Source organism: Nitrosopumilus sp. Nsub (assembly GCF_001541925.1).
GTDB lineage: Archaea > Thermoproteota > Nitrososphaeria > Nitrososphaerales > Nitrosopumilaceae > Nitrosopumilus.
Genome location: NZ_LQMW01000017.1, coordinates 162428 through 181777, shown reverse-complemented (window position 1 = coordinate 181777; position 19350 = coordinate 162428). Strand labels below are relative to the sequence as shown.

Below are 19350 nucleotides of genomic sequence, written 5' to 3'. Positions count from 1 at the left end.
GTATGTTACCACTCTCTGGTGAAAGAGTAAATGCTAAAGGAATAATTTCTGAAAAATTAGATTCTGTTGATACATTACGTGGTTCAAGCACATTAAAACGAGGTTTTGCACACATGCAAAAAAATGGTGTTGTTATGGATGTTACAAATGTTGAACAAGCATTAATTGCTCAAGAAGCTGGTGCTGTTTCTGTAATGGTTTTAGATAAACTTCCATCTGAAGTTAGAAAGGCTGGTGGCGTTGCACGAACTGCAAGCATAAAAATTATTGAAGAAATTATGGATTCTGTTACTATTCCAGTAATGGCAAAATGTAGAATTGGACACGTGAATGAAGCTTTAGTTTTACAAGAAACTGATGTTGATATGATTGATGAATCTGAAGTTTTAACTCCTGCTGATGAATTACGTCATATTTGGAAATGGGATCTTACAACACCTGTTGTTAATGGTGCAAGATCTCTGGCTGAAGCTTTGAGAAGAATTGAGGAAGGTGCATCTATGATTAGAACAAAAGGTGAACCTGGAACTGGAAATGTTGCAGAAGCTATTACGCATATCAAAAAAGTTAATGATGGATTAAGAACAATTAAATCAATTTATGATTCTGGTGATAATCAAGAATTAGTACGTATGGCAAGAGAATTCAAAGTTTCATATGATATTGTAGAACAAACTGCAAAACTTGGAAGATTGCCTGTTGTGAATTTTGCAGCAGGTGGAATTGCAACACCAGCTGATGCAGCATATTTGATGTCATTAGGATGTGACGGTATTTTTGTTGGTTCTGGAATTTTTAGTGCTGATGATGCACAAGAAAGAGCAAATGCGATTGTTTTAGCTACAACATTTTGGAATGAATCTGATAAAGTTAAAGAAGCACAAAAAATGATTGATGAAAGACAATCTATTCCTGGATTAGATGTTAAGACATTAGACTTGCGTATGCAAGATCGTGGAGGTTCAGCATGAGTCTTAATCTAGGCGTTTTATCCATTCAGGGTGATATTCTTGAAAATGTTCTTGCTGTAAAAGCTGCTATTGATGAATTAGGCATTGATGGAACTGTTACTAGTGTTAGAACTCCTGATGAAATTTCTAATGTAGATGGTCTCATTATTCCTGGTGGTGAAAGTACTACGATTGGAAGATTATCTGTGGCTAATGGTACTTTGAAAATCTTAAAAGAAAAAATTGACCAGGGAATGCCTGTATTGGGAATTTGTGCAGGAATGATTATGTTGTCCAAAAATGCACAAGACAAAGTAGTAGGAAAAATTGACCAACCTCTATTAGATATATTAGATATTAAACTAGAACGAAATTCTTTTGGACGCCAAAGAGAATCTTTTGAATCTGATATTTCTTTAAATTCTATTGGAATTCCTTCATTCAACGGTGTCTTCATTAGAGCACCATCAATTTCTGATGTAGGATCCGATGTTGAAGTTTTATCAAAATTCAATGAAAAAATTGTTGCAGTTAAAAAAAATAATGTCATTGGAGTTGCATTTCATCCTGAATTAACCCGTGATATTTCATTGCACAAATATTTTGTAAATCTTACAAACACTTTAAAAAATTAATTAATTTAAAATTTAATCTAACAAATTATGCATTGATCTCAAATCTTTTTTGAATGGCTGCAAAATTTCTGGAATATCCACCTTGATTGAATCTTTTAATGATAAATTTTGAGATTTCTTTTCATTCCAAACTTTGGAATTGAATTCTGATATTGCTTTAGTTATTTCTGATTGTTCTTCAATATTTTCAAAATCTACTTGTTTTTGTTGATGAATACTTTCATTTGAATACAATGTTTTCCATAGATGTTCTGTAATGAATGGTGTAATTGGTGCTAATAATTTTAGAATTGTCGATAAAGTTTTGTGAAGTGTAAATATTGCCCCATCTCTTTCATCATCTGAAAAATCAATTCCATATGCTCTTGCTTTAACCATTTCAATGTAATGTGCAGCAAAAACATTCCATGTGAATTCTCTAATTGCAACTGCTGGAATAAAGAAATTATATTCTTCATATCCCTTTTTACACTCTTTTACTAATTTGTCTAATTCTGATAAAATCCATTTATCTGAATCTGCTGGATTTCCTGAATCAATAACTGGAAAACTTGATAAAAATCTGGATACGTTCCATAATTTGCTTAAAAATTTCTTGGTTGAATCAATCTTTTGTTCATTACATCTAAAGTCATATCCGTGATTAATCTCACTAGCACTCCAAAATCTAAAAGTATCTGCTCCTAGTTTTTCAATAACTGGTAATGGATCTATTGCATTACCTTTACTTTTACTCATTTTCATTCCTTTTTCATCTAATCCATATCCCATCACCCAAGCTTCTGACCATGGTTTTTCTCCAGTTAATTCTTCACATCTCAATAATGTGTAATACAACCAAGTTCTCACAATATCTTTTGCTTGAGGTCTAATTGTTGCAGGATAAACTTTTTTGAAAAATTCATCATCTCTACTAAATTTACTTATGAATAATGGTGAAACACTAGAATCCATCCATGTATCAAATGTTCTTTCTTCACCAATAAATTCACTAGAATCACATTTTGTACAATTTGGAATTGGGCATTTTTCATTCCATGGTCTATAATATTTTCCAGGTTCAGGCACATGTGGTTCTGAACATTTTTTACAATACCAAATTGGAATTTCTGTACCATAAAATCTTCTTCTTGAGATTGGCCAATCAATATTGATTGATTCTAACCAATTCATCAAAATTTGTTTGTGCATTGTAGGATGAAAAGTAATTTCTTTTCCAACTTTCCTCATTTTTTCAATTTTATCTTTTTGTTTAAGGTAATATTCTTCCATTGGAATTATTTCTATTGGAGTTTTACTTCTTTCTGAAATCGGAGTTCTGTGAACAATATCTTCAATTTTTTCAACAAATCCTCCATTTTCTAAATCTTCTATGATTTTTGTTCTTGCTTGTTTTGGTTTTAATCCCGCATATTCACCGGCCACATCTGTCATTCTTCCATTTAGTCCAATAGCAACTATTTCTTCTAATTGTAATTCTCTGAATAATGCTACATCATTTTGATCACCGTAACTACAAACCATTACTGCACCTGAACCAAATTCTTGTTTTGCTGAATGATGTGTTGTTAATTCTACTTCTGCATTAGTAATTGGAACAATTATTTTTTTACCAATAAATTCTGAATACCTTTCATCTTCTGGATTAACGATAATTGTTCTACATGCACAAAGCAATTCTGGTCTAGTACTTGCAATAATGATCTCTTTATCGATGTCTTTAATCTTGAATTTCATGTAAACAAGCTTTGTTTGTAAATCATCATAAATTATTTCAGCATCTGCAATGGTAGTACCCGAAACCCAATCATAATTATTGGGTCTATTTGCAAGGTAAACCTCTCCTTTCTTCCATAAATTAATGAAAGTTGATTGTGTCAATGATCTGTATTCTTCAGAATCTGTTCTGTAATAATTTGAAAAATCTCCACTTATTCCTAAACTTTTCATAATTTGAATCATTTCTGCTTCTAAATCATCTAAAGCATCTCTACACAAATTGAGAAATTCTCCTCGTTCTGTCTCTCTCATTCTTATCTTGTGTTTCTTTTCAGTATAGATCTCAACTGGTAATCCATTTCTATCAATGCCTATTGGAAAATACACATTTTTTCCAGCCATTCTTGCCGTACGTGCAATCATGTCTATTTGTGAGTAATGTGCTGCTGCACCAATATGCCATGGTCTTCCTGATGGGTATGGTGGAGGCGTATCTATTGTAAAATTATCTTCTTTAGGTATGAAATCATAAACTTTGTTCTCTTCCCATTGTTTTAGAATATTTTTTTCTAATTCTGGATTCCATGCTTTTTCTGAAATTTTAGGTTCCATTTTTTATCTTTTAATATTGGAAATAATGTGAGATCCTTTGTTGTAACCCTCGTAAATGTAAACTCCTACTGCTTCTACGTTTTCTGGCATCTTTGGAGCTAATAGTTTAATTATTTCACTTGAGAGATTTTCAACTGTAGCTTCTCCTTCAAGTAGGTATGTTGTATGTTTTGGAACTTGTAAATCAAACATTCCTTTTGGTCCTTCAAAACTAATTTGATAATGTGTATCGTCTTCTTTTTTTAGATATTTTCTGTTAATGAAAAATTTATGATCAAATTCATTAACAACTTCTTTTATGATTTTTTTTGCTATTCCAAAATCTACTAATAAATTATTTTTCATTTGTCCTACTAGTTCTACCATTACTGAAGATGTATGACCATGTAAGATAGAACATTTTTCAACTAATGGAAGAATATGTGCATAATCAAATGCGAATGATGCATCATCTAAAAATATTGAACCCGTTTGAGGTGTTTTTTCATAAAATACTATGTCTTGTAATTCTTTAATCTGTGCAGTATATTTTGCATGACCTATTGCCATGATTTTTTCTTCAGGAAAGTCTTCTTTGATTTGTTTATATTTTTCAATATCTTCATCATTATCAATAACTTCGATTAACCCTTTTTCTGTTTTAAAATCAATTTTGACTTTGGTTCCATTTTTTAAACTAATTTCATAATTGTATTGATATTCATTTTCTAAAAATGTGAGCATTTGAGCAACTGTTAATTCCGTTCTTGTTTTAAGCAAATTTCCTTTTTTATCGATATATTTGAAATCTGAATCGATAATTGTAGGGTTTGTAGTCATGTAAAATTTTTTGTCTATGGATATAATATAAATTCTGTAACAATGTGCCTGAAAAATTGTTTTATGACTAAAAAAAGGAATTTAAAATTCTAGCAAGATTGACATCGTTATTTGTAATGCCACCTGCATCATGAGTTGTTAAATCAACTGCAATTCTATTGTATACGTTGAACCATTCTGGATGATGATTCATTTTTTCAATTTCCATAGCAGCTCTTGTCATAAATCCAAATGCTTGATTGAAACTATCAAACTGAAACTCTTTATGCAATTTATTTTCTTTAATCTCCCATCCTTCCAATTTTTTTAATTCTTCTGTAATTTGTGTTTCAGATAATTTCATCATAATACTATTGAAAATTTGTCAAATTAAAAGATTGATAAATTACTCTTACCAAAGATTTCCTTGCATTTTTAAAATCAATTTAATGTCTTTTGAAATTGTTTCTAATGTTTTTTCATCATAATTCGCATTTGTGAAATCTATTGATGAAAATGTAGCTCCATCAAAATTTGTGTGTCTTAAATTTACATTACTTAGATTTGTGTTTACCAAATCTGCATTTCTTAAATCTGCATTAAATAAATCAGCTCCACTGATATTCGCATTTGTTAGATCAACACCATACATGTCTGTATCCCAAAGTTTTGCATTACTTAGATTTGTATTTTGTAAATTTGCTCCTCTTAATTTTACATTAAATAATATTGTATCACTTAAATCAGAACCAGTTAAATCAGCTCCACTAAAATTCGCATTGTGAATATCTCTATTTTTAAGATTAACATTTTTTAAATTCGTATTTGAAAAATTTCTTCCAATTAATTCTTCATATTCAAAATCAACTTTTGATAAATTTCTTTTTTTAAAAACATCTTCAGGTTCCATTTTTTTCTTCAGCGAAATTATTAATTATTGTCGTGTTTATGACTATTTTCCTCAGTCTTTCTTGGTTTATGGAAATATATGTAAAATTAATTTTGATACTAAATGAGGTCAAATGGAATCAATTCATCAGATATTACTGAAAAATATTAAAAATTCTATTACTGAAGTGGTCCCTCAAAAGAAAATAGGTATTGCTTTTTCTGGAGGTGTTGATAGCACATTAGTTTCAAAAATCTGTACCGATATGGGTTATGATGTAGTTTTACTTACTATTGGATTTTCTGAATCACATGATATTGTATTTTCCAAAGAAGTAAATGATTTTCTAAATTATTCTCATCATATTTTAGAAATTGATCCTAAAACATTTCCTAAAATTACTACTGACATTCATAAAGTCATTAACACTGATAATTTATCTTGGAATGAAAATTGTATTGCGTTTTATTATGTGTCAAAACTTGCAAGAAGTTTGAATCTTGATACTGTGATAACTGGAAATGGAATTGATGAATTATTTTGTGGATATAATGCATATAGAGAAGCATTCGCTGGTGGTGAAACAAAAATCAATGAAGTAATGGATTTGAAATTAGATAATGAATTAAAAATGATGAAGGCTGTTAATGTGATTGCTTCTGAATTTGATGTGAAAATTTTACAGCCTTTATTGTCTCCAAAATTCATTGAATATGCAAAAACTGTTCCTATCACTGAAAAAATTCTTAGTTCTGATGATCTTTATCGAAAACACATTATTCGTAAATTAGCTATTGAAGTTGATGTTCCAGAACTTTCTTGTAATAAAAGAAAAAAAGCATTACAATATGGTTCAAAAATTCACAAGTCTTTGCTAAAAACTAGATAAAACTTCTAACTGTTTTCTGAACTGATTTTTCTACGTTATTGATGATTTTTGGTGATGCACCAAGGTGTTTTTCAGGCGAGAAAATTGAATCAATTTCTTTATCTGTTAATTTTGAGGAAAATACTTTATCGTTTTTAATTGCATCCTTGTATAATATTCCTTTATCATTTGCTTCAAATGCAACTCTTTGTACGTCTCTATATGCCACAAATCTTGGAATTCCTTTTTTGATTAATGCTTCTAAAACAAATTCTGCAAAGATTTGTCCTTTTGTAATGTATAGATTTTCCACAATTCTTTTTTCATTTACCATCAAATTTGAAACAATTCTAGTCATTGTTTCTAACATTTCATCAACTAGAATTGATACTGTTGGAATTACAAATCTTTCATTAGCTGAGTTTGAAAGATCACGTTCATGCCATAATGGTATGTTTTCAAAAGATAATGCCACCTGACTTCTTACTAATTTCGATAATGATGAAACTCGTTCACTTTTAATTGGATTTCTTTTAACAGGAACTGCACTGCTTCCCATTTGACCTTTCTTGAATTGTTCAGCTACTTCCCCAATTTCGGTTCTTTGTAAATTTCTAATTTCTATTGCAATTTTTTCTAATGTTGAACCAATTAATGCTAATTCAAATACGTATTCTGCATATCTTTCTCTTGGTACAACTTGTGTTGTTACTTCTGCTGGAAATAATTTTAATCTCTTTGCAGCTCTTTTTTGTACTTCAAGTGACTTTGCACCCATCAAAGAACCAGTTCCAACAACTCCTAATGTTTTACAAATTAAAATTCTTTTTTTGATTTCTTCAATTCTTTCTACATGTTTTGCCATTTCTGCAGCCCAATTTGCAAATTTTAATCCAAATGAAATAATGCTGGCATGTTGTCCGTGAGTTCTTCCTACTGCTGGAATTTCTGCATATTTGACAGATTTTTTTGCAAGAATTGATGCCATTTTGGCAACTTTAGGCTCAATAATTTGTAATGCATCTCTCATCTGCATAGAATTACTTGTATCAACTAAATCATTACTTGTAAGACCATAGTGTATCCACGGTCTTGCATTTTTAGAACATTTTTCACTTAGTGATTCTACTAATGCTGCTGTATCATGATCACTTTTTGCTTCTAATTGTTTAATTCTTTTTGCGGTAATTTTTCCTGACATTGCAGCTTTGTGAATCTCTTTACCTATTTTTTTTGAAATCATTCCTATTTCACTTTGTGAAATCGCTGCAGCACCTTCTATTTCTAATTGATAATCTACTTTCTTTTGTTCACTAAAAATTTTCATCATTTCTTTGGTCCCATAACGACCATTATCAATAGGTAAAATTGCCAACATTTTGGTAATTGCATATTAGAAAATAAATCTACTTGTTTTTTCATTCTTTTTTGCGATCATTATGTGATTAATTACTGATGAGAATTCTTTTGATGAGTATTTTTCTAGATTATTGTTTAATTCCTGTATCTGATAATACCCATTCTAATGCTTTCAAATACCCTTGTTTGAAATTTTTCTCATCAATTGCCCAATCTGGATTTGCTCTAAGTTCTGCAAGAAGTTGATTTGCTTTGTGAGTAATTGTTGCTTTATCTAACATATACAACAATTGTATCTGATCAATTTTAAATTACTTTTGATATAATTCTAGTTTAAACTAGTGCTGACGAAATTCATACATGCCAAATGTCTAATATCTATGTGATGTTTAGTCTTCAATAGAAAGATGGAAAACAAACCACTCAGAGATAAACCCGCAGAATTCAAGCAATGGGGGACCGGTATGGAAGAAGCACAACAACAGATGAAGAATGCATGTGATCTACCCATTTCTGATTCAGGAGCTCTCATGGCAGATTCCCATATTGGCTATGGCTTACCGATAGGAGGAGTTTTAGCAACTCGTAATTCAGTAATCCCATATGCTGTAGGCGTTGATATTGCATGCAGAGTAAAACTATCTGTCTTAGATCTTCCACATGAAATGCTTGAAAATGAACAAGGAATGGAACAGCTAACTAAAGCAATAGAGACAGAAACAAAGTTTGGAGTAGGGGCAAAATTCAAAATGCGACGAGAACATTCTGTCATAGATGAAGACTGGGATGTATCTCCTATCACAAAAAAATTGAAAGGTAAAGCTCACTCACAGTTAGGAACATCAGGATCAGGTAATCATTTCGTAGAATTTGGACCCATTACAATCAAAGAAAAAAATCTTGGGATAGCCCCAGGAAAATATTTGGCACTCATGTCTCACTCTGGAAGTAGAGGTGTTGGTGCAGCAGTTGCTGATCACTATTCAAAACTAGCAATGGAAAAGCATTTTGAACTTCCAGATCGTTTGAAACACTTAGCATGGCTTGATCTTGATACCGAAGATGGAGAAGAATACTGGGATGCCATGGAACTAATGGGAAAATATGCTGCAGCAAATCATGCTTGTATCCATAAACATGTCACAAACTATTTGGGAACTGACGTTTTACTTGATATTGAAAACCATCACAACTTTGCATGGAAAGAAACACATCATGGTGAGGAACTTATCGTCCATAGAAAAGGTGCAACACCTGCCGGAAAAAATGTTTTAGGAATTATTCCAGGATCAATGGCGTCACCTGCTTATGTTGTTAAAGGAAAGGGAAAACCTGAATCACTTAACTCTGCTGCTCACGGTGCTGGGAGAGTAATGTCGAGAAAACGTGCACACAGAGAACTAAACTGGGAAGATGCAAACAAGATCCTAGCAAGCAAAGGAGTAACTCTTCTATCTGCTGGTTTAGATGAAGTACCAACAGTCTACAAAAACATTGACAAAGTCATGGAAGACCAGCAAGACTTGGTAGACATCCAAGCACGATTTGATCCAAAATTGGTGAAAATGGCACCTTCTGGAGAACGACCAGAGGATTAATTCTAACTAACTAATCTTTGCAATGACTAGCAAATTAGGTAAGAACGCATATAGGTTCAAAATTGGTACCTTTAGGTGTGATTAAAGGTTGAGCGAAGACGATTCTGAACTTCAGAGATTACAAGCTAAACGATTAGCTGAAATGCAAAAAAATATCTCTTCACGAGATAATGACACTAAAACTCCTGAGCCATCTGAAGAAAAAACTGTTAGTCCTAGAGATGTATTGATAAAACAATTGGGGTTTAGAGGATTGGAAGTTTTAACAAATGCTGAATCTCAGTTTCCAAATGAAACTAAAATGATAATTGTCAAATTATCTGAATTAATTAAAAGTGGAGAAATTACTGAAAATCTTGATGGTGGAAAATTATTAGGATTGTTTCGTTCAATTGGATTAAGTGTAAGAATGGATACTAAAATTAACATTCAACAAGATGGGAAGTTTGTTTCTTTAACTGATAAACTTAGTAACAAATCTAAAGATGATGATGTGGAATGAGTATTACTTTAGAAATTGGAACACAAAATTATTTGGATGATTTACTTTGTATAAAAAAACATCTTTCTCATATGGAAAGTCTTTTGAATTGTTATGCAAGTTATAATGTTAGTGAACCTTCATCAAAATTTGGTTGGACATTTTTTAAATTAGAATTCAAATCTAATTTTCAAATTAGTATATCTGAAAAATTTTCTGATATCCTTGCAAAATATCAATACAATGATGATGCAGGAAAATTTACTAACTTTATGAGCGATTATTTTGTTGCTAGAGGTTGTAATGTTAAAGTAAAATCTGTTACCTAGACTCTTCTTCCTCTTTTACCACCTTTCTTTCTGGTAGTATCGTGAGGAATTGGTGTTACATCATCAATTCTTCCAATTTTAAATCCGCCTCTTGCTAGTGCTCTAATTGCTGCTTGTGCACCTGGACCTGGAACTCTTGAACCAACTCCTCCAACTGCGCGAACTCTGATATGAAATCCTGTGAATCCTTTTGTTCTTGTTGATTCAACAACTGCATTTGCAGCTTTCATTGCAGCAAATGGTGATGATTCATATCTATCTGCATTTACATGATTTCCCCCAGAACTGATGGCAACTGTTTCACCACCGGTGAGATCTGTCATGTGGATAATTGTATTGTTATAGCTGCTGTAAATATGAGCAATTCCCCATTTTTCTGGACCTTCTTTTTTAGTCTCAGGTTGATTTTGTTCTTCAACTGGTGCTTCAGTTTTTTGTTCTTCGACTGCTGCCTCAGTTGTTTCAACTGGTGCTTCTACTTCAGCTTCTACTTCAGACAATGCTTACCAGATCTTAAAGGGTTTAAAAAACATTGATTTCTCAAACTTGTACTATTATGGTCACTTGGGTTATAATTATTCATTATTGATATACTATGATTTCTAGCTATTTTTGATGGCTTCAATTATCTTGTTAGCAATAATCGTAGCTGTTTCAGTTGCATTACTGGGTTCTGTTTTAATCCAATCTTCAACATCGATCAATGATATTATTTTATCTCCTGTAGAAAAAAAATGTCAAGAAATTGCAAATGAAGGATACAAAATGCATACTCTATATCCCACTTCAAATCCTGATGACCTTTTAGAAGATGATAGGAAACAATTGTTGTATCTTGATGATTTGTGGATGAAAGAATGTGTTTCTGTTTTACCCTCTGAATCAATTTTTAATATTGTAAATAATGTTGAAAGAGATTTTTCATTTGGTGAATAATTATTTAAAATGCCTCCATCCTAAATCTTTCAATTTAGTTTCACCATTTTGATTTTCTAGATATACTCCATTTCCAACTGCAACATAACCAATTTCAAAAATTGGTGTTTTCAATAATTTTGCATTTTTAATTATAATTTTTTTAAATTTTGAAGGTATTGTAAAGACAAATTCATACTCTTCACCTCCATGAAATACTGCTGAATTCAAATCATTCTTTTGTTTTTTAAAATAATTCTCTAAATCTCTATTAATTGGTATTTTATTTATAACAAATTTCTTTTTACTTTGTTTTGCCATTTCATTTAAGGTAGTGGATAATCCGTCACTGGAATCCATTGACGATGTAAAATATTTTTTATTTTTTAAACCATAATTTAGTTTTGGTTTTGGATATGTCACTGATTTAATAGATTTTTTAATTAAATTATTCATTTTTTTATTATTTCCTAATAGAATCTTTAATCCAACTGATGTGTAACCAAATGGACCTGTAGTGAATATCAAATCTCCTTTGTTGGAACCTTTTCTAGTAACAATTTTCTTAGAATTTCCAAAAATACAAACGTTAAAGACAATTTCTTTACCTTCATTTGTATCACCTCCAATTATTGAAATATTGTATTCTTTACATGCATTTTTAAATCCCTTTACAATATTGTTAATTTCATTTTTTGGAATTGATTTAGGCAGATTAATTGAAATTATTCCATATTCTGGTTTTACTCCTTTACATGCAAAATCACTTACACATGCAATTACACTTTTTCGTGCTGCATCAGATAATTCCATTTTATTGGGAATATCTGTACTTTGTACCATGGTATCTGTTTTTGCTACAATGTTTGTTTTTCCTAAGGTAAATTTCTCAACATCTTCAGAAACAAATTTTTTGTTTCCTAATTTTTTTTGAAAAATATTAATTATTTGATTTTCATTTAATTTTGTCATAATGTTCTTTTACCATTTTTGTTACATTATTAATAATTAGTTTGCATTTTTCTTTATCATTTGATTCTCCAGAAATTCTTATGATGTCTTCTGTATTTGATTTTCTGATTAGAATCCATGTATTTTCATCTATGATTGCTTTAACACCATCTCGTGTATCTATCTCTGAATATTTTTTTATTAAATAATTTTTTACAGTTTCAATTATTTCATCATGAAATTTTGTATTTACATTTATTTTCTCTCTCATCTGAAAATAATTTTCCATATAATTAATTATTTCAGAAAATTCTGGATTTTTTAACATTGATGCTATTAAACCACTTGTTAGAATTCCTTCTCTACAATAATTAAATTCTGGTAAAATAAATCCTGCACTACTTCCTTCTCCCCCCGCTTGGGAATTATTTTTTATCATGTCATCTATTACATTTGCTTCTCCCACTTTAGATCTTACAACTGTTCCTCCTTTTTTTTTGATGAATTTTTCAATTGATATACTTGTGTCTAAACTTAACACAAATTTTTTGTACCCTAATTCTAATGATTTTGCAACACCTAAACCTAATGTTACATCTGGGTTCTGTTTTTTTCCATTTCTAACAACAACTAAGCGATCTCCGTCCAAATCAAATGCAAATCCAATTTCTTTATCATTTGTTATGTTGGATAATTCAATTAATTCGTCTGATGTAGGATCTGGCCCTCTTGAACAACCTAATAGTTCCTGATTTATCATTTCTACATTACATCCAAGATTCTTTAACAAATCTTTTGCAAAATCTTTTGCAGCTCCTCCTCCATTATCAATTACAATTTTAGGTGAATTTGCTATGTCTCCAATGATTTTTTTGGCATCTTCAACATATGTTGATTTTATTTTCTCAATTTTACCAATTTTTGATTTTAAAATTTTTTGATGATTGATTATGCTGGGAAGTTCTTTTTCATTAATTCCTCTTCCTTCTAAAATGAATTTCATTCCATTCCATTCAATTGGATTGTGAGATGAAGAAATTATTATGCCTGCACCATATTTTCTTGATTCTCTAAAAACTACAGGAGTGGGAACCATTCCTAAATCAAATACATCAATTCCATTTTTCATTAGAACTGCACTAACTGTATCCTGAATTATTTCTCCAGAGGGTCTAGTATCCCTTCCTACAACGCATTTTTTTGATTTAATTAATGATGAAAAATTATTAGTAAATTCAATTATTTCTTTTAGATTAAGATCTTCTCCAAATATTCCTCTAATTCCTGAAATTGTTTTTTTCAATTATTCAAAGTCGGAAAGGCTTTTTATTAACTCTGATGGATTTATCCAATCGTGCCTTGGTAGCTCAGCCTGGTAGAGCACCTGATTCGTAATCAGTAGGTCGCGGGTTCAGATCCCGTTCAAGGCTTTTATTTTATATTAAATTTTTAAAATTTTTTGGAGAAATTATTGGATTATTCATCTAATGTTTCAATATCTATTTCTAATTCTTTACCTAAACCTATCCACCATTGTTTAGTTTGTTCTGTCATGTTCCCTTTTACTTTGTTAAAATGCTCCTTAATAGATCTGTCGGTTGATAAATAATTGATCATTTGATAATTTTTGTAAAATAATTTCTAGTCTAGACCTGCTTGTTTTCTCTTTCTCTTTCTATATAGAATAATGATTAGAGTTCCACCTGCACATCCCCAAAACAATGGTGATAATCCATTTTCAATTCCAAGTGGTATCAGTGTATCTAATGCTCCAACAAATCCTAAAATCATAATTGATACAAGTACCAACCCTATCATTTCTAGTAATTTTACCATCTTTTTCTACGCTATTCTCTGGAATCAAAAAGATATATGGTTTTGTAAAATGGATATTGCATGGACAAGTATCTTACAATCATCTTAATTTTCATGGTTGTAGGAATTCCTATTGCTTGGGTTTCCCCAATGACTGGAGAAGTACGTGAACAACCCCTTCTTCCATTGTTTTATGGTTCTATTGGTGGTATTATTTTCATTCTTTTTTACGGTGGATACAAAGACAAAAAAGCACGAGAGAAACTTAACGCTAAAAGAAAAAGATCTAAAAAGAAATAGAATTAAAGTTCTAGACCAAATGATTCGGCAATACTAGAAAAATTAGCATATGATTCTAAGTATTGTCTTCCTTTCGATGTGATGACAAAAGTGTTTTTTCCATCAAACTCAATTTTGTTGATTAATCCTGCACCTGTCAAATTTGTTAGAAATTTTGATAGTCTTGAATGTGATAGATTTGCTTTTGTAAGGAGAGATGTAGTTCTGATACCTTCTTGACCTGATAATTGGGTAGCTGTCAATAGATCTGCAACAATTTGCATACTTGTTCTATAAACTACCATGTGGAATATAGTGAAAAACTCTGATATAAGGGTATTACAATTTATTCAGATCAGATAAATAAGCTCCTCTTGTATTTTTGTACAATGTCCTCTCAATCGCCAATACCTTGGTTTGATGATTTTGTAGGAGTTGCATATAGGTACTTTGACCTTAGAATGAATGTAGTTCCTTTAATTACTGATCGAAAGCAATCATCTTCTATTTGGCATGATTCTATTCATTGGTGGGTGGATCCATCAATAAAAATTCGATTTGTTGAAATGGAAAATAATTATTGGTTCATTATGGGTTCTGATTCTCAAAAACCTGATACAAATTTAGCTTTTTTCAAAATATTGCCAAAATCTGAACATTATGAACGATTCAAAAAAGGTCATGGCGGTGAAGCTTATCTTAGATTAGGAGTTTATACCGAAAAATCTCTAAATGATGCAAAAAAACGTGATTTATGTAATTGTGGTCATGAAGCACAAGATCATGATGAAGGTGATGATGATGTTTGTTTATTCAATGATTGTAGTTGTAAAGTATTTTCTAGTTTTCAAGTAAATTTGTTGAAAAGAAAAAAAACAATAACTGATATTAAATTTTTAAAAGAAAAAGATGTTAAAGATGATCCACTTGCATGGAACTGCTTTAATGTAAATAAATATTCAAAGACAGAACAGAATTAATCTAAATCTTTGTTAACTCTAATGTGATCCCCTGGATAATGCTCATCAACTTTTTTTGAATAACATTTTCCACAAAGTGTTCCTTCAATTCCCCATTCATCCATTGGATTATAGCGTTGTTTCATTTTTTCATTACAAATGACACATTTTTCTTTTAAACCCAATGTGATTTTTTCTATTTTTCATCAATATAAAAAACATACTAGATTCTCCCCAACTGAGAAAATTATGTTAAATAATACGTATTTCCCAATAAATTAGGTAGCTAGTTTAACCAATGTAAACCTCCTGCAAGATTTTTACTTGGTTAGACTACTGCCTTTTCAATCAAAATAGATTATTTGCAATTTTTCTAAGTGCTATTATTTCATCTTCTTCTTGTCTAATTTTTTTATCTATCACTCTGAGCATTGTGTCATTCCAAACATGTTGAGAGAAGAAATTATGTTTTGTATTTGCTAACTCAATTTCGTCATCGACTACTGTATCCTCTAGAAATTTTGTAACAATAACATCTGTAAGTTTTAAAATTCTATTATTAAGCTTAAAACTGTGAAAAATTGGTTCTAATTTTCTTACATCTGATTTAAAATCTCCTTTAGATTCTAAAATTTTTTTGTGTAGTATTCTGAAATAAACTGCTACAAAGAATAATGTTGCATATCTTTTTGTTTTGTGGCCTCCTTGTTTTCCATATTTCAAAGATTTTTTTGCAAATTCCTTTACAAGATATGGATATAGTATAATTCTATAATCATCTTTTAGATTGTCATTAAAAATTTGATCATATTTACTACCTCTTGGAAGAAATTGAGCTGGAGAACTGTATGATTCTGTAGGTCTTTGTTCAATTCCTGCAACTAATGATTGAATTGCATCTTTTGCAACAATGACTTTTTTATGATTGTCTGGAAGATAATTATTGTAAGCTGAATCCCCTCCATATTCTAATTGTTTTGATTTTGTTTTTGTATCAAATGAGCCTGCTTGAATTTCATAAAAATATCCACAATTTTTTAATTGTGATTTAATTGATTTGTGAAAATCCATTAATGAAACTAAATCTTTTCCTCTTACGGAATTTTGAGAGTTTCTGTATTTTGTAATATTGTTTTGCTCTTGTTCGTCATCAGCTTTTATTATTGTCACTGTCATTGAACCATCCATATTTTTTGTTCTCTTTGAATGATCTAAAATTGAATTTGATGTTTGTGCACCATTAACAATTTGTGGAGCAAAAAGTTCAATCATATTTTCTCCTAATTCTGTAAAATCACTAACTACAATTGTAATTCCATTATTGTAAAAAAAGAATTTTCCTGGATTTGTTTGTAAAGTATCTCTTAATCCTTTGTTAACTGTAGTCTTAAATTGCATCCATTGTCTAATGTTTGATTCAAAAACATAATCTCGATTTTTACTCACAAAATCTGTCAATTCACGTAGTTTTAAAATTCCTAAAATGGTATTTTCATGTCTAAGCATTCTTTCTAATTTTATTGATGATTTTTTTCCTGCTGCTGGTTTTTTTATTCTATCCCATAATTTTTGAATAATTTTTTCTTCATCAATTATTTCTACTAATTCATCATGATAATCGACTTTTTGATCTGTGACATAACAACATTTTATTTTTAGATTTTTTTCTTTAATTTTTGTTACAAGTTGTGCTAATTCTGGCCTCATTTTTGTAATGTCTTTTGCAAGTAACCTTTTTGCATCCTCTTTAAATTTTGCAATTGCTTCAAGTGAATGTGATGTTCCGTATTTTGATTGAAATAATCTAACAGTATTGTCTGAAAAATCCACTGGCAGATACGCATCAATTCCTAAGTCATTTGCTCCATCAACAATTGCATCTGCTGCATCATCTTCTGTAGCCTCAAAAACTCTTGTCAAAATCCATTGAAGGAAGTTATTTCCTTTTTCTACTTCATTTTTTGAATCTTCTGCATACTCATGAATACTTTCTCTGATATTTTCTGCAAATCCTTCTAAAGGTGGACTAGAATTTTTTTGTACTAATAGTGCATGTGAGCCTGGAATATATTCTAATAAACCACTAGGATTCTGTGACATTGATTTTTGTAATATATTATATATTTAGAGAATTAGGTAATTGTGTAATAACTCTCACACGGATATGACATGAAATGATAAAAAAAATAATCGCTTTGACAATAATATTGGGAATATCGGTAACTGTAATTGGCTTATCATTTTCTGGATTAAATTCTGAAGAAGTTAATTCTGACGAAACTAGTTTGCAAACTGAAGAAGCAATAAAAGCAGATGTACTTATCCCAACTAAAGTTTCCCGTCCTGGATGTGATGTTGAAGATATTTGCTATATTCCATCTAAGATTGTTATAGAAAAAGGAGGTTCTGTAACTTGGTTAAATGAAGATTCTGCTTTTCACACTGTAACATCCGGATTTTATGAAGAGCCTACTGACCTATTTGATAGTGGTTATTTAGATCCCTACCAGTATTACACATTGTCTTTCGATGAAATTGGTACATACGATTACTTTTGTGAATTACATCCTTGGATGTTCGCTCAAGTAATTGTAGAATAAAGGTACCCGAGGGAGTCGAACCCCCTTGTATAAGCTTTGCAGGCTCACGCATAACCGTTCTGCCAGAGTACCGTTTTGAAAAACACGAAATGAACAATTAAACTCTTTAGATTATTATTTGTTAAATGATTTTGAAGCTAATTTTACATCTTCAGCTTTGATTGTTTTTCTACCTGCATGTGATGCCATATCTACAGCATTTTTTGCAATATCTTCTGCAATATCTTCTATGATTCTTCTTAATTCATCTGCAGATTCATCACTAACTCTTTCGGCACCAGATTTTTTTAAAATTCTATACATTGCTGATAATCCTAATTCTGAAGATTTCATGTTTTTTCTTTTTCTTTTTTGTGAAAAAACCTAATGAGTGAAAAAATATCACTAAGGAATCGATTTATACAGACAATATTCAAAATTTATTAGACTATGACTTGGTTATTTGATTCTCATATTCATCTGTCTGATTCTGCATATTTGCCTGAAATTGATTTTATTTTAACTCAAATGGATTCTCTTAAAATTAAAGCATGTTGTGTTTCTATGAATTTTGAAAATTCTCTCTTAACGTTATCTTTATCAAAAAAAAGTGATCTTGTTTTACCTTTTATTGGAATTCATCCTGAATGTGCAAATGATAATGATCTTGAAAAAATTAATGACTTAATAGAATTAAATCAAAATACAATTTCTGGAATTGGAGAAATTGGATTAGATCCAACCTATTGTAAAAATAATGATGATACTCAAAGACAAATTCATGTCTTTGAATCTTTACTTTCATCTGCAGAAAAATTTCATAAACCTGTATCTATTCATTCGCGAAAAAGTCTTGATGATATTTTTGAAATAATGACTTCGTATGATACAAAACATGCTTTATTGCATTGGTTTGATGGAAGCAAAAAACAACTTCAAAAAGCTATGGATATGGATTTTTTTGTATCTTTTGGTCCTGTAATGATTTATGCAAATGACAAACAGAGTTTATTGTCAAAAGCTAATGAATCAAAAATTCTTGTTGAAACTGATGGTCCTGTTAGATTTTCTAGATGTTTTGAAATGAAATCTGGACAGATCAGTTTTATACCAAGTGTCATTTTTAGTGCCTCAAAAGTTCTTGAAAAAACATTTGATGATATGTCATATCTCTTAGAAGAAAATACAAAACGCTATCTTGGAATATAGGTATAAAATACCCCCCTCATTAATTCATGCGTGGATAGAATAAAGCGTCTTTCATTTGAAGTATTAAATGACCATAAGACAAAGTTTGGTGAAGATTTTACTGAAAATAAAAAAGCACTAAATCAAATTACTATTATCCGCTCAAAAGGATTGAAAAATAAAGTTGCAGGTTATATTACAAGATTTAATAAAAAACAAATTCTCAACGAGCAATACAAACAAGATGGCAATGTTGATTCTTCTAATAATGAAGAGCAAGATCCTTCACTAGAAATTGCAGACTCTGAAGATGTTTCTGAAACCGTTGAAGAAATAACTCTTACAAATGAGGAAGTCGAGACAATCAATACTACAACTGAATCTGTAGAAGAGAAATCTGAATAATTAATTAAATATTTATTTCTT

26 protein-coding genes, 1 tRNA gene and 1 pseudogene are annotated in these 19350 nt (G+C 30.5%); 13 read left to right on the top strand and 15 right to left on the bottom strand.

The annotated features are described in order from the left end of the window. Positions 1 to 2: 2 nt before the first annotated feature. Both pdxS and pdxT read left to right on the top strand, forming a co-directional pair. Positions 3 to 971, top strand: coding sequence for a pyridoxal 5'-phosphate synthase lyase subunit PdxS (gene pdxS, locus AW732_RS04255; protein ID WP_067958960.1), 969 nt, complete (start codon positions 3 to 5; stop codon positions 969 to 971). Next, on the top strand, positions 968 to 1585 hold the full coding sequence (pdxT, locus tag AW732_RS04250) for a pyridoxal 5'-phosphate synthase glutaminase subunit PdxT (RefSeq protein WP_067958956.1): 618 nt from the start codon (positions 968 to 970) through the stop codon (positions 1583 to 1585). The genes pdxS and pdxT overlap by 4 nt, the downstream gene beginning before the upstream one ends. Positions 1586 to 1597: 12 nt before the next feature. Here pdxT and AW732_RS04245 read toward each other — a convergent pair whose 3' ends face one another. From AW732_RS04245 to AW732_RS04230, 4 genes are all read right to left on the bottom strand, one after another. Beyond that, complete coding sequence (locus AW732_RS04245; RefSeq protein ID WP_067958952.1) at positions 1598 to 3916, bottom strand: valine--tRNA ligase; 2319 nt, start codon at positions 3914 to 3916, stop codon at positions 1598 to 1600. A gap of 3 nt (positions 3917 to 3919) precedes the next feature. Beyond that, a complete protein-coding gene (locus AW732_RS04240) occupies positions 3920 to 4735 on the bottom strand; it encodes a 6-carboxytetrahydropterin synthase (protein ID WP_067958949.1) in 816 nt (271 codons plus the stop codon). Positions 4736 to 4802: 67 nt separating this feature from the next. After that, positions 4803 to 5081 (bottom strand): 4a-hydroxytetrahydrobiopterin dehydratase, encoded by a 279-nt coding sequence (locus AW732_RS04235; RefSeq protein WP_067958946.1) that lies wholly within the window; start codon positions 5079 to 5081, stop codon positions 4803 to 4805. A gap of 45 nt (positions 5082 to 5126) precedes the next feature. Continuing rightward, positions 5127 to 5624: a pentapeptide repeat-containing protein gene (locus AW732_RS04230; protein WP_067958943.1), complete on the bottom strand. Its 498-nt coding sequence runs from the start codon at positions 5622 to 5624 to the stop codon at positions 5127 to 5129. A 112-nt stretch (positions 5625 to 5736) separates the two neighbouring features. Between AW732_RS04230 and AW732_RS04225 the strand changes: the two genes are divergently transcribed. Further along, entirely contained in the window at positions 5737 to 6492 is a 756-nt protein-coding gene (locus tag AW732_RS04225) for an asparagine synthase C-terminal domain-containing protein (RefSeq protein ID WP_067958941.1), read from the top strand. Here AW732_RS04225 and purB read toward each other — a convergent pair. Both purB and AW732_RS08725 read right to left on the bottom strand, forming a co-directional pair. Next, positions 6485 to 7846 carry an adenylosuccinate lyase gene (purB, locus tag AW732_RS04220; RefSeq protein ID WP_067959083.1) on the bottom strand — a complete coding sequence of 454 codons (1362 nt, stop codon included), beginning with the start codon at positions 7844 to 7846 and terminating at the stop codon, positions 6485 to 6487. The two genes, AW732_RS04225 and purB, sit on opposite strands and share 8 nt — an antisense overlap. A gap of 112 nt (positions 7847 to 7958) precedes the next feature. Beyond that, positions 7959 to 8111, bottom strand: a complete 153-nt coding sequence (locus AW732_RS08725; protein ID WP_172790392.1) for a hypothetical protein — start codon at positions 8109 to 8111, stop codon at positions 7959 to 7961. Positions 8112 to 8294: 183 nt separating this feature from the next. Here AW732_RS08725 and AW732_RS04215 point away from each other — a divergent pair, with 183 nt between their 5' ends. The 3 genes from AW732_RS04215 to AW732_RS04205 all read left to right on the top strand — a co-directional run bounded on the left by AW732_RS04215 (position 8295) and on the right by AW732_RS04205 (position 10238). Next, positions 8295 to 9428, top strand: a complete 1134-nt coding sequence (locus AW732_RS04215; protein ID WP_216634408.1) for an RtcB family protein — start codon at positions 8295 to 8297, stop codon at positions 9426 to 9428. Positions 9429 to 9516: 88 nt separating this feature from the next. Next, positions 9517 to 9930 (top strand): DNA-binding protein, encoded by a 414-nt coding sequence (locus AW732_RS04210; RefSeq protein WP_067958933.1) that lies wholly within the window; start codon positions 9517 to 9519, stop codon positions 9928 to 9930. Next, positions 9927 to 10238: a hypothetical protein gene (locus AW732_RS04205; RefSeq protein WP_067958930.1), complete on the top strand. Its 312-nt coding sequence runs from the start codon at positions 9927 to 9929 to the stop codon at positions 10236 to 10238. The genes AW732_RS04210 and AW732_RS04205 overlap by 4 nt, the downstream gene beginning before the upstream one ends. On the opposite strand, the gene AW732_RS04200 is transcribed toward AW732_RS04205, so the two are convergent. Continuing rightward, positions 10235 to 10738, bottom strand: coding sequence for a 30S ribosomal protein S11 (locus AW732_RS04200; RefSeq protein WP_067958927.1), 504 nt, complete (start codon positions 10736 to 10738; stop codon positions 10235 to 10237). The two genes, AW732_RS04205 and AW732_RS04200, sit on opposite strands and share 4 nt — an antisense overlap. A gap of 115 nt (positions 10739 to 10853) precedes the next feature. On the opposite strand from AW732_RS04200, the gene AW732_RS04195 reads away from it, so the two are divergent. Next, positions 10854 to 11174: a hypothetical protein gene (locus AW732_RS04195; RefSeq protein ID WP_067958924.1), complete on the top strand. Its 321-nt coding sequence runs from the start codon at positions 10854 to 10856 to the stop codon at positions 11172 to 11174. On the opposite strand, the gene thiL is transcribed toward AW732_RS04195, so the two are convergent. Beyond that, entirely contained in the window at positions 11175 to 12125 is a 951-nt protein-coding gene (thiL, locus tag AW732_RS04190; RefSeq protein ID WP_067958921.1) for a thiamine-phosphate kinase, read from the bottom strand. It abuts the gene before it with no gap. Continuing rightward, the gene (locus AW732_RS04185) at positions 12109 to 13407 is read right to left on the bottom strand and encodes a phosphomannomutase (RefSeq protein WP_067958917.1); all 1299 of its coding nucleotides are present in this window, start codon (positions 13405 to 13407) and stop codon (positions 12109 to 12111) included. Before AW732_RS04185 ends, thiL begins: the two co-directional genes overlap by 17 nt. Positions 13408 to 13460: 53 nt before the next feature. On the opposite strand from AW732_RS04185, the gene AW732_RS04180 reads away from it, so the two are divergent. Then, positions 13461 to 13534 (top strand) — tRNA-Thr (locus AW732_RS04180). Positions 13535 to 13580: 46 nt separating this feature from the next. On the opposite strand, the gene AW732_RS08720 is transcribed toward AW732_RS04180, so the two are convergent. Beyond that, on the bottom strand, positions 13581 to 13721 hold the full coding sequence (locus tag AW732_RS08720; RefSeq protein WP_172790385.1) for a hypothetical protein: 141 nt from the start codon (positions 13719 to 13721) through the stop codon (positions 13581 to 13583). 24 nt (positions 13722 to 13745) lie between these two features. Next, on the bottom strand, positions 13746 to 13940 hold the full coding sequence (locus tag AW732_RS04175; protein WP_067958914.1) for a hypothetical protein: 195 nt from the start codon (positions 13938 to 13940) through the stop codon (positions 13746 to 13748). A 60-nt stretch (positions 13941 to 14000) separates the two neighbouring features. On the opposite strand from AW732_RS04175, the gene AW732_RS04170 reads away from it, so the two are divergent. Continuing rightward, entirely contained in the window at positions 14001 to 14219 is a 219-nt protein-coding gene (locus AW732_RS04170; protein ID WP_067958912.1) for a hypothetical protein, read from the top strand. Positions 14220 to 14221: 2 nt separating this feature from the next. On the opposite strand, the gene AW732_RS04165 is transcribed toward AW732_RS04170, so the two are convergent. Further along, the gene (locus AW732_RS04165) at positions 14222 to 14482 is read right to left on the bottom strand and encodes a winged helix-turn-helix domain-containing protein (RefSeq protein ID WP_067958908.1); all 261 of its coding nucleotides are present in this window, start codon (positions 14480 to 14482) and stop codon (positions 14222 to 14224) included. A 105-nt stretch (positions 14483 to 14587) separates the two neighbouring features. On the opposite strand from AW732_RS04165, the gene AW732_RS04160 reads away from it, so the two are divergent. Then, positions 14588 to 15178, top strand: a complete 591-nt coding sequence (locus AW732_RS04160) for a hypothetical protein (protein WP_067958905.1) — start codon at positions 14588 to 14590, stop codon at positions 15176 to 15178. Here AW732_RS04160 and AW732_RS08985 read toward each other — a convergent pair. Both AW732_RS08985 and AW732_RS04155 read right to left on the bottom strand, forming a co-directional pair. Further along, on the bottom strand, positions 15175 to 15303 hold the full coding sequence (locus tag AW732_RS08985; RefSeq protein WP_256381639.1) for a hypothetical protein: 129 nt from the start codon (positions 15301 to 15303) through the stop codon (positions 15175 to 15177). The genes AW732_RS04160 and AW732_RS08985 overlap by 4 nt on opposite strands. Positions 15304 to 15505: 202 nt before the next feature. Beyond that, positions 15506 to 17257 (bottom strand): AIPR family protein, encoded by a 1752-nt coding sequence (locus AW732_RS04155; RefSeq protein WP_067958901.1) that lies wholly within the window; start codon positions 17255 to 17257, stop codon positions 15506 to 15508. 74 nt (positions 17258 to 17331) lie between these two features. On the opposite strand from AW732_RS04155, the gene AW732_RS04150 reads away from it, so the two are divergent. After that, positions 17332 to 17757, top strand: a complete 426-nt coding sequence (locus AW732_RS04150) for a plastocyanin/azurin family copper-binding protein (protein ID WP_067958898.1) — start codon at positions 17332 to 17334, stop codon at positions 17755 to 17757. Between the two features lie 114 nt (positions 17758 to 17871). Here the strand turns inward: AW732_RS04150 and AW732_RS04145 are convergent. Then, positions 17872 to 18099, bottom strand: a pseudogene (locus AW732_RS04145) (histone); the annotation flags it as partial. Positions 18100 to 18186: 87 nt separating this feature from the next. Here AW732_RS04145 and AW732_RS04140 point away from each other — a divergent pair. Next, the gene (locus tag AW732_RS04140) at positions 18187 to 18945 is read left to right on the top strand and encodes a TatD family hydrolase (RefSeq protein WP_067958894.1); all 759 of its coding nucleotides are present in this window, start codon (positions 18187 to 18189) and stop codon (positions 18943 to 18945) included. A gap of 30 nt (positions 18946 to 18975) precedes the next feature. Continuing rightward, positions 18976 to 19329 (top strand): hypothetical protein, encoded by a 354-nt coding sequence (locus AW732_RS04135; RefSeq protein ID WP_067958891.1) that lies wholly within the window; start codon positions 18976 to 18978, stop codon positions 19327 to 19329. Positions 19330 to 19350: the final 21 nt, after the last annotated feature.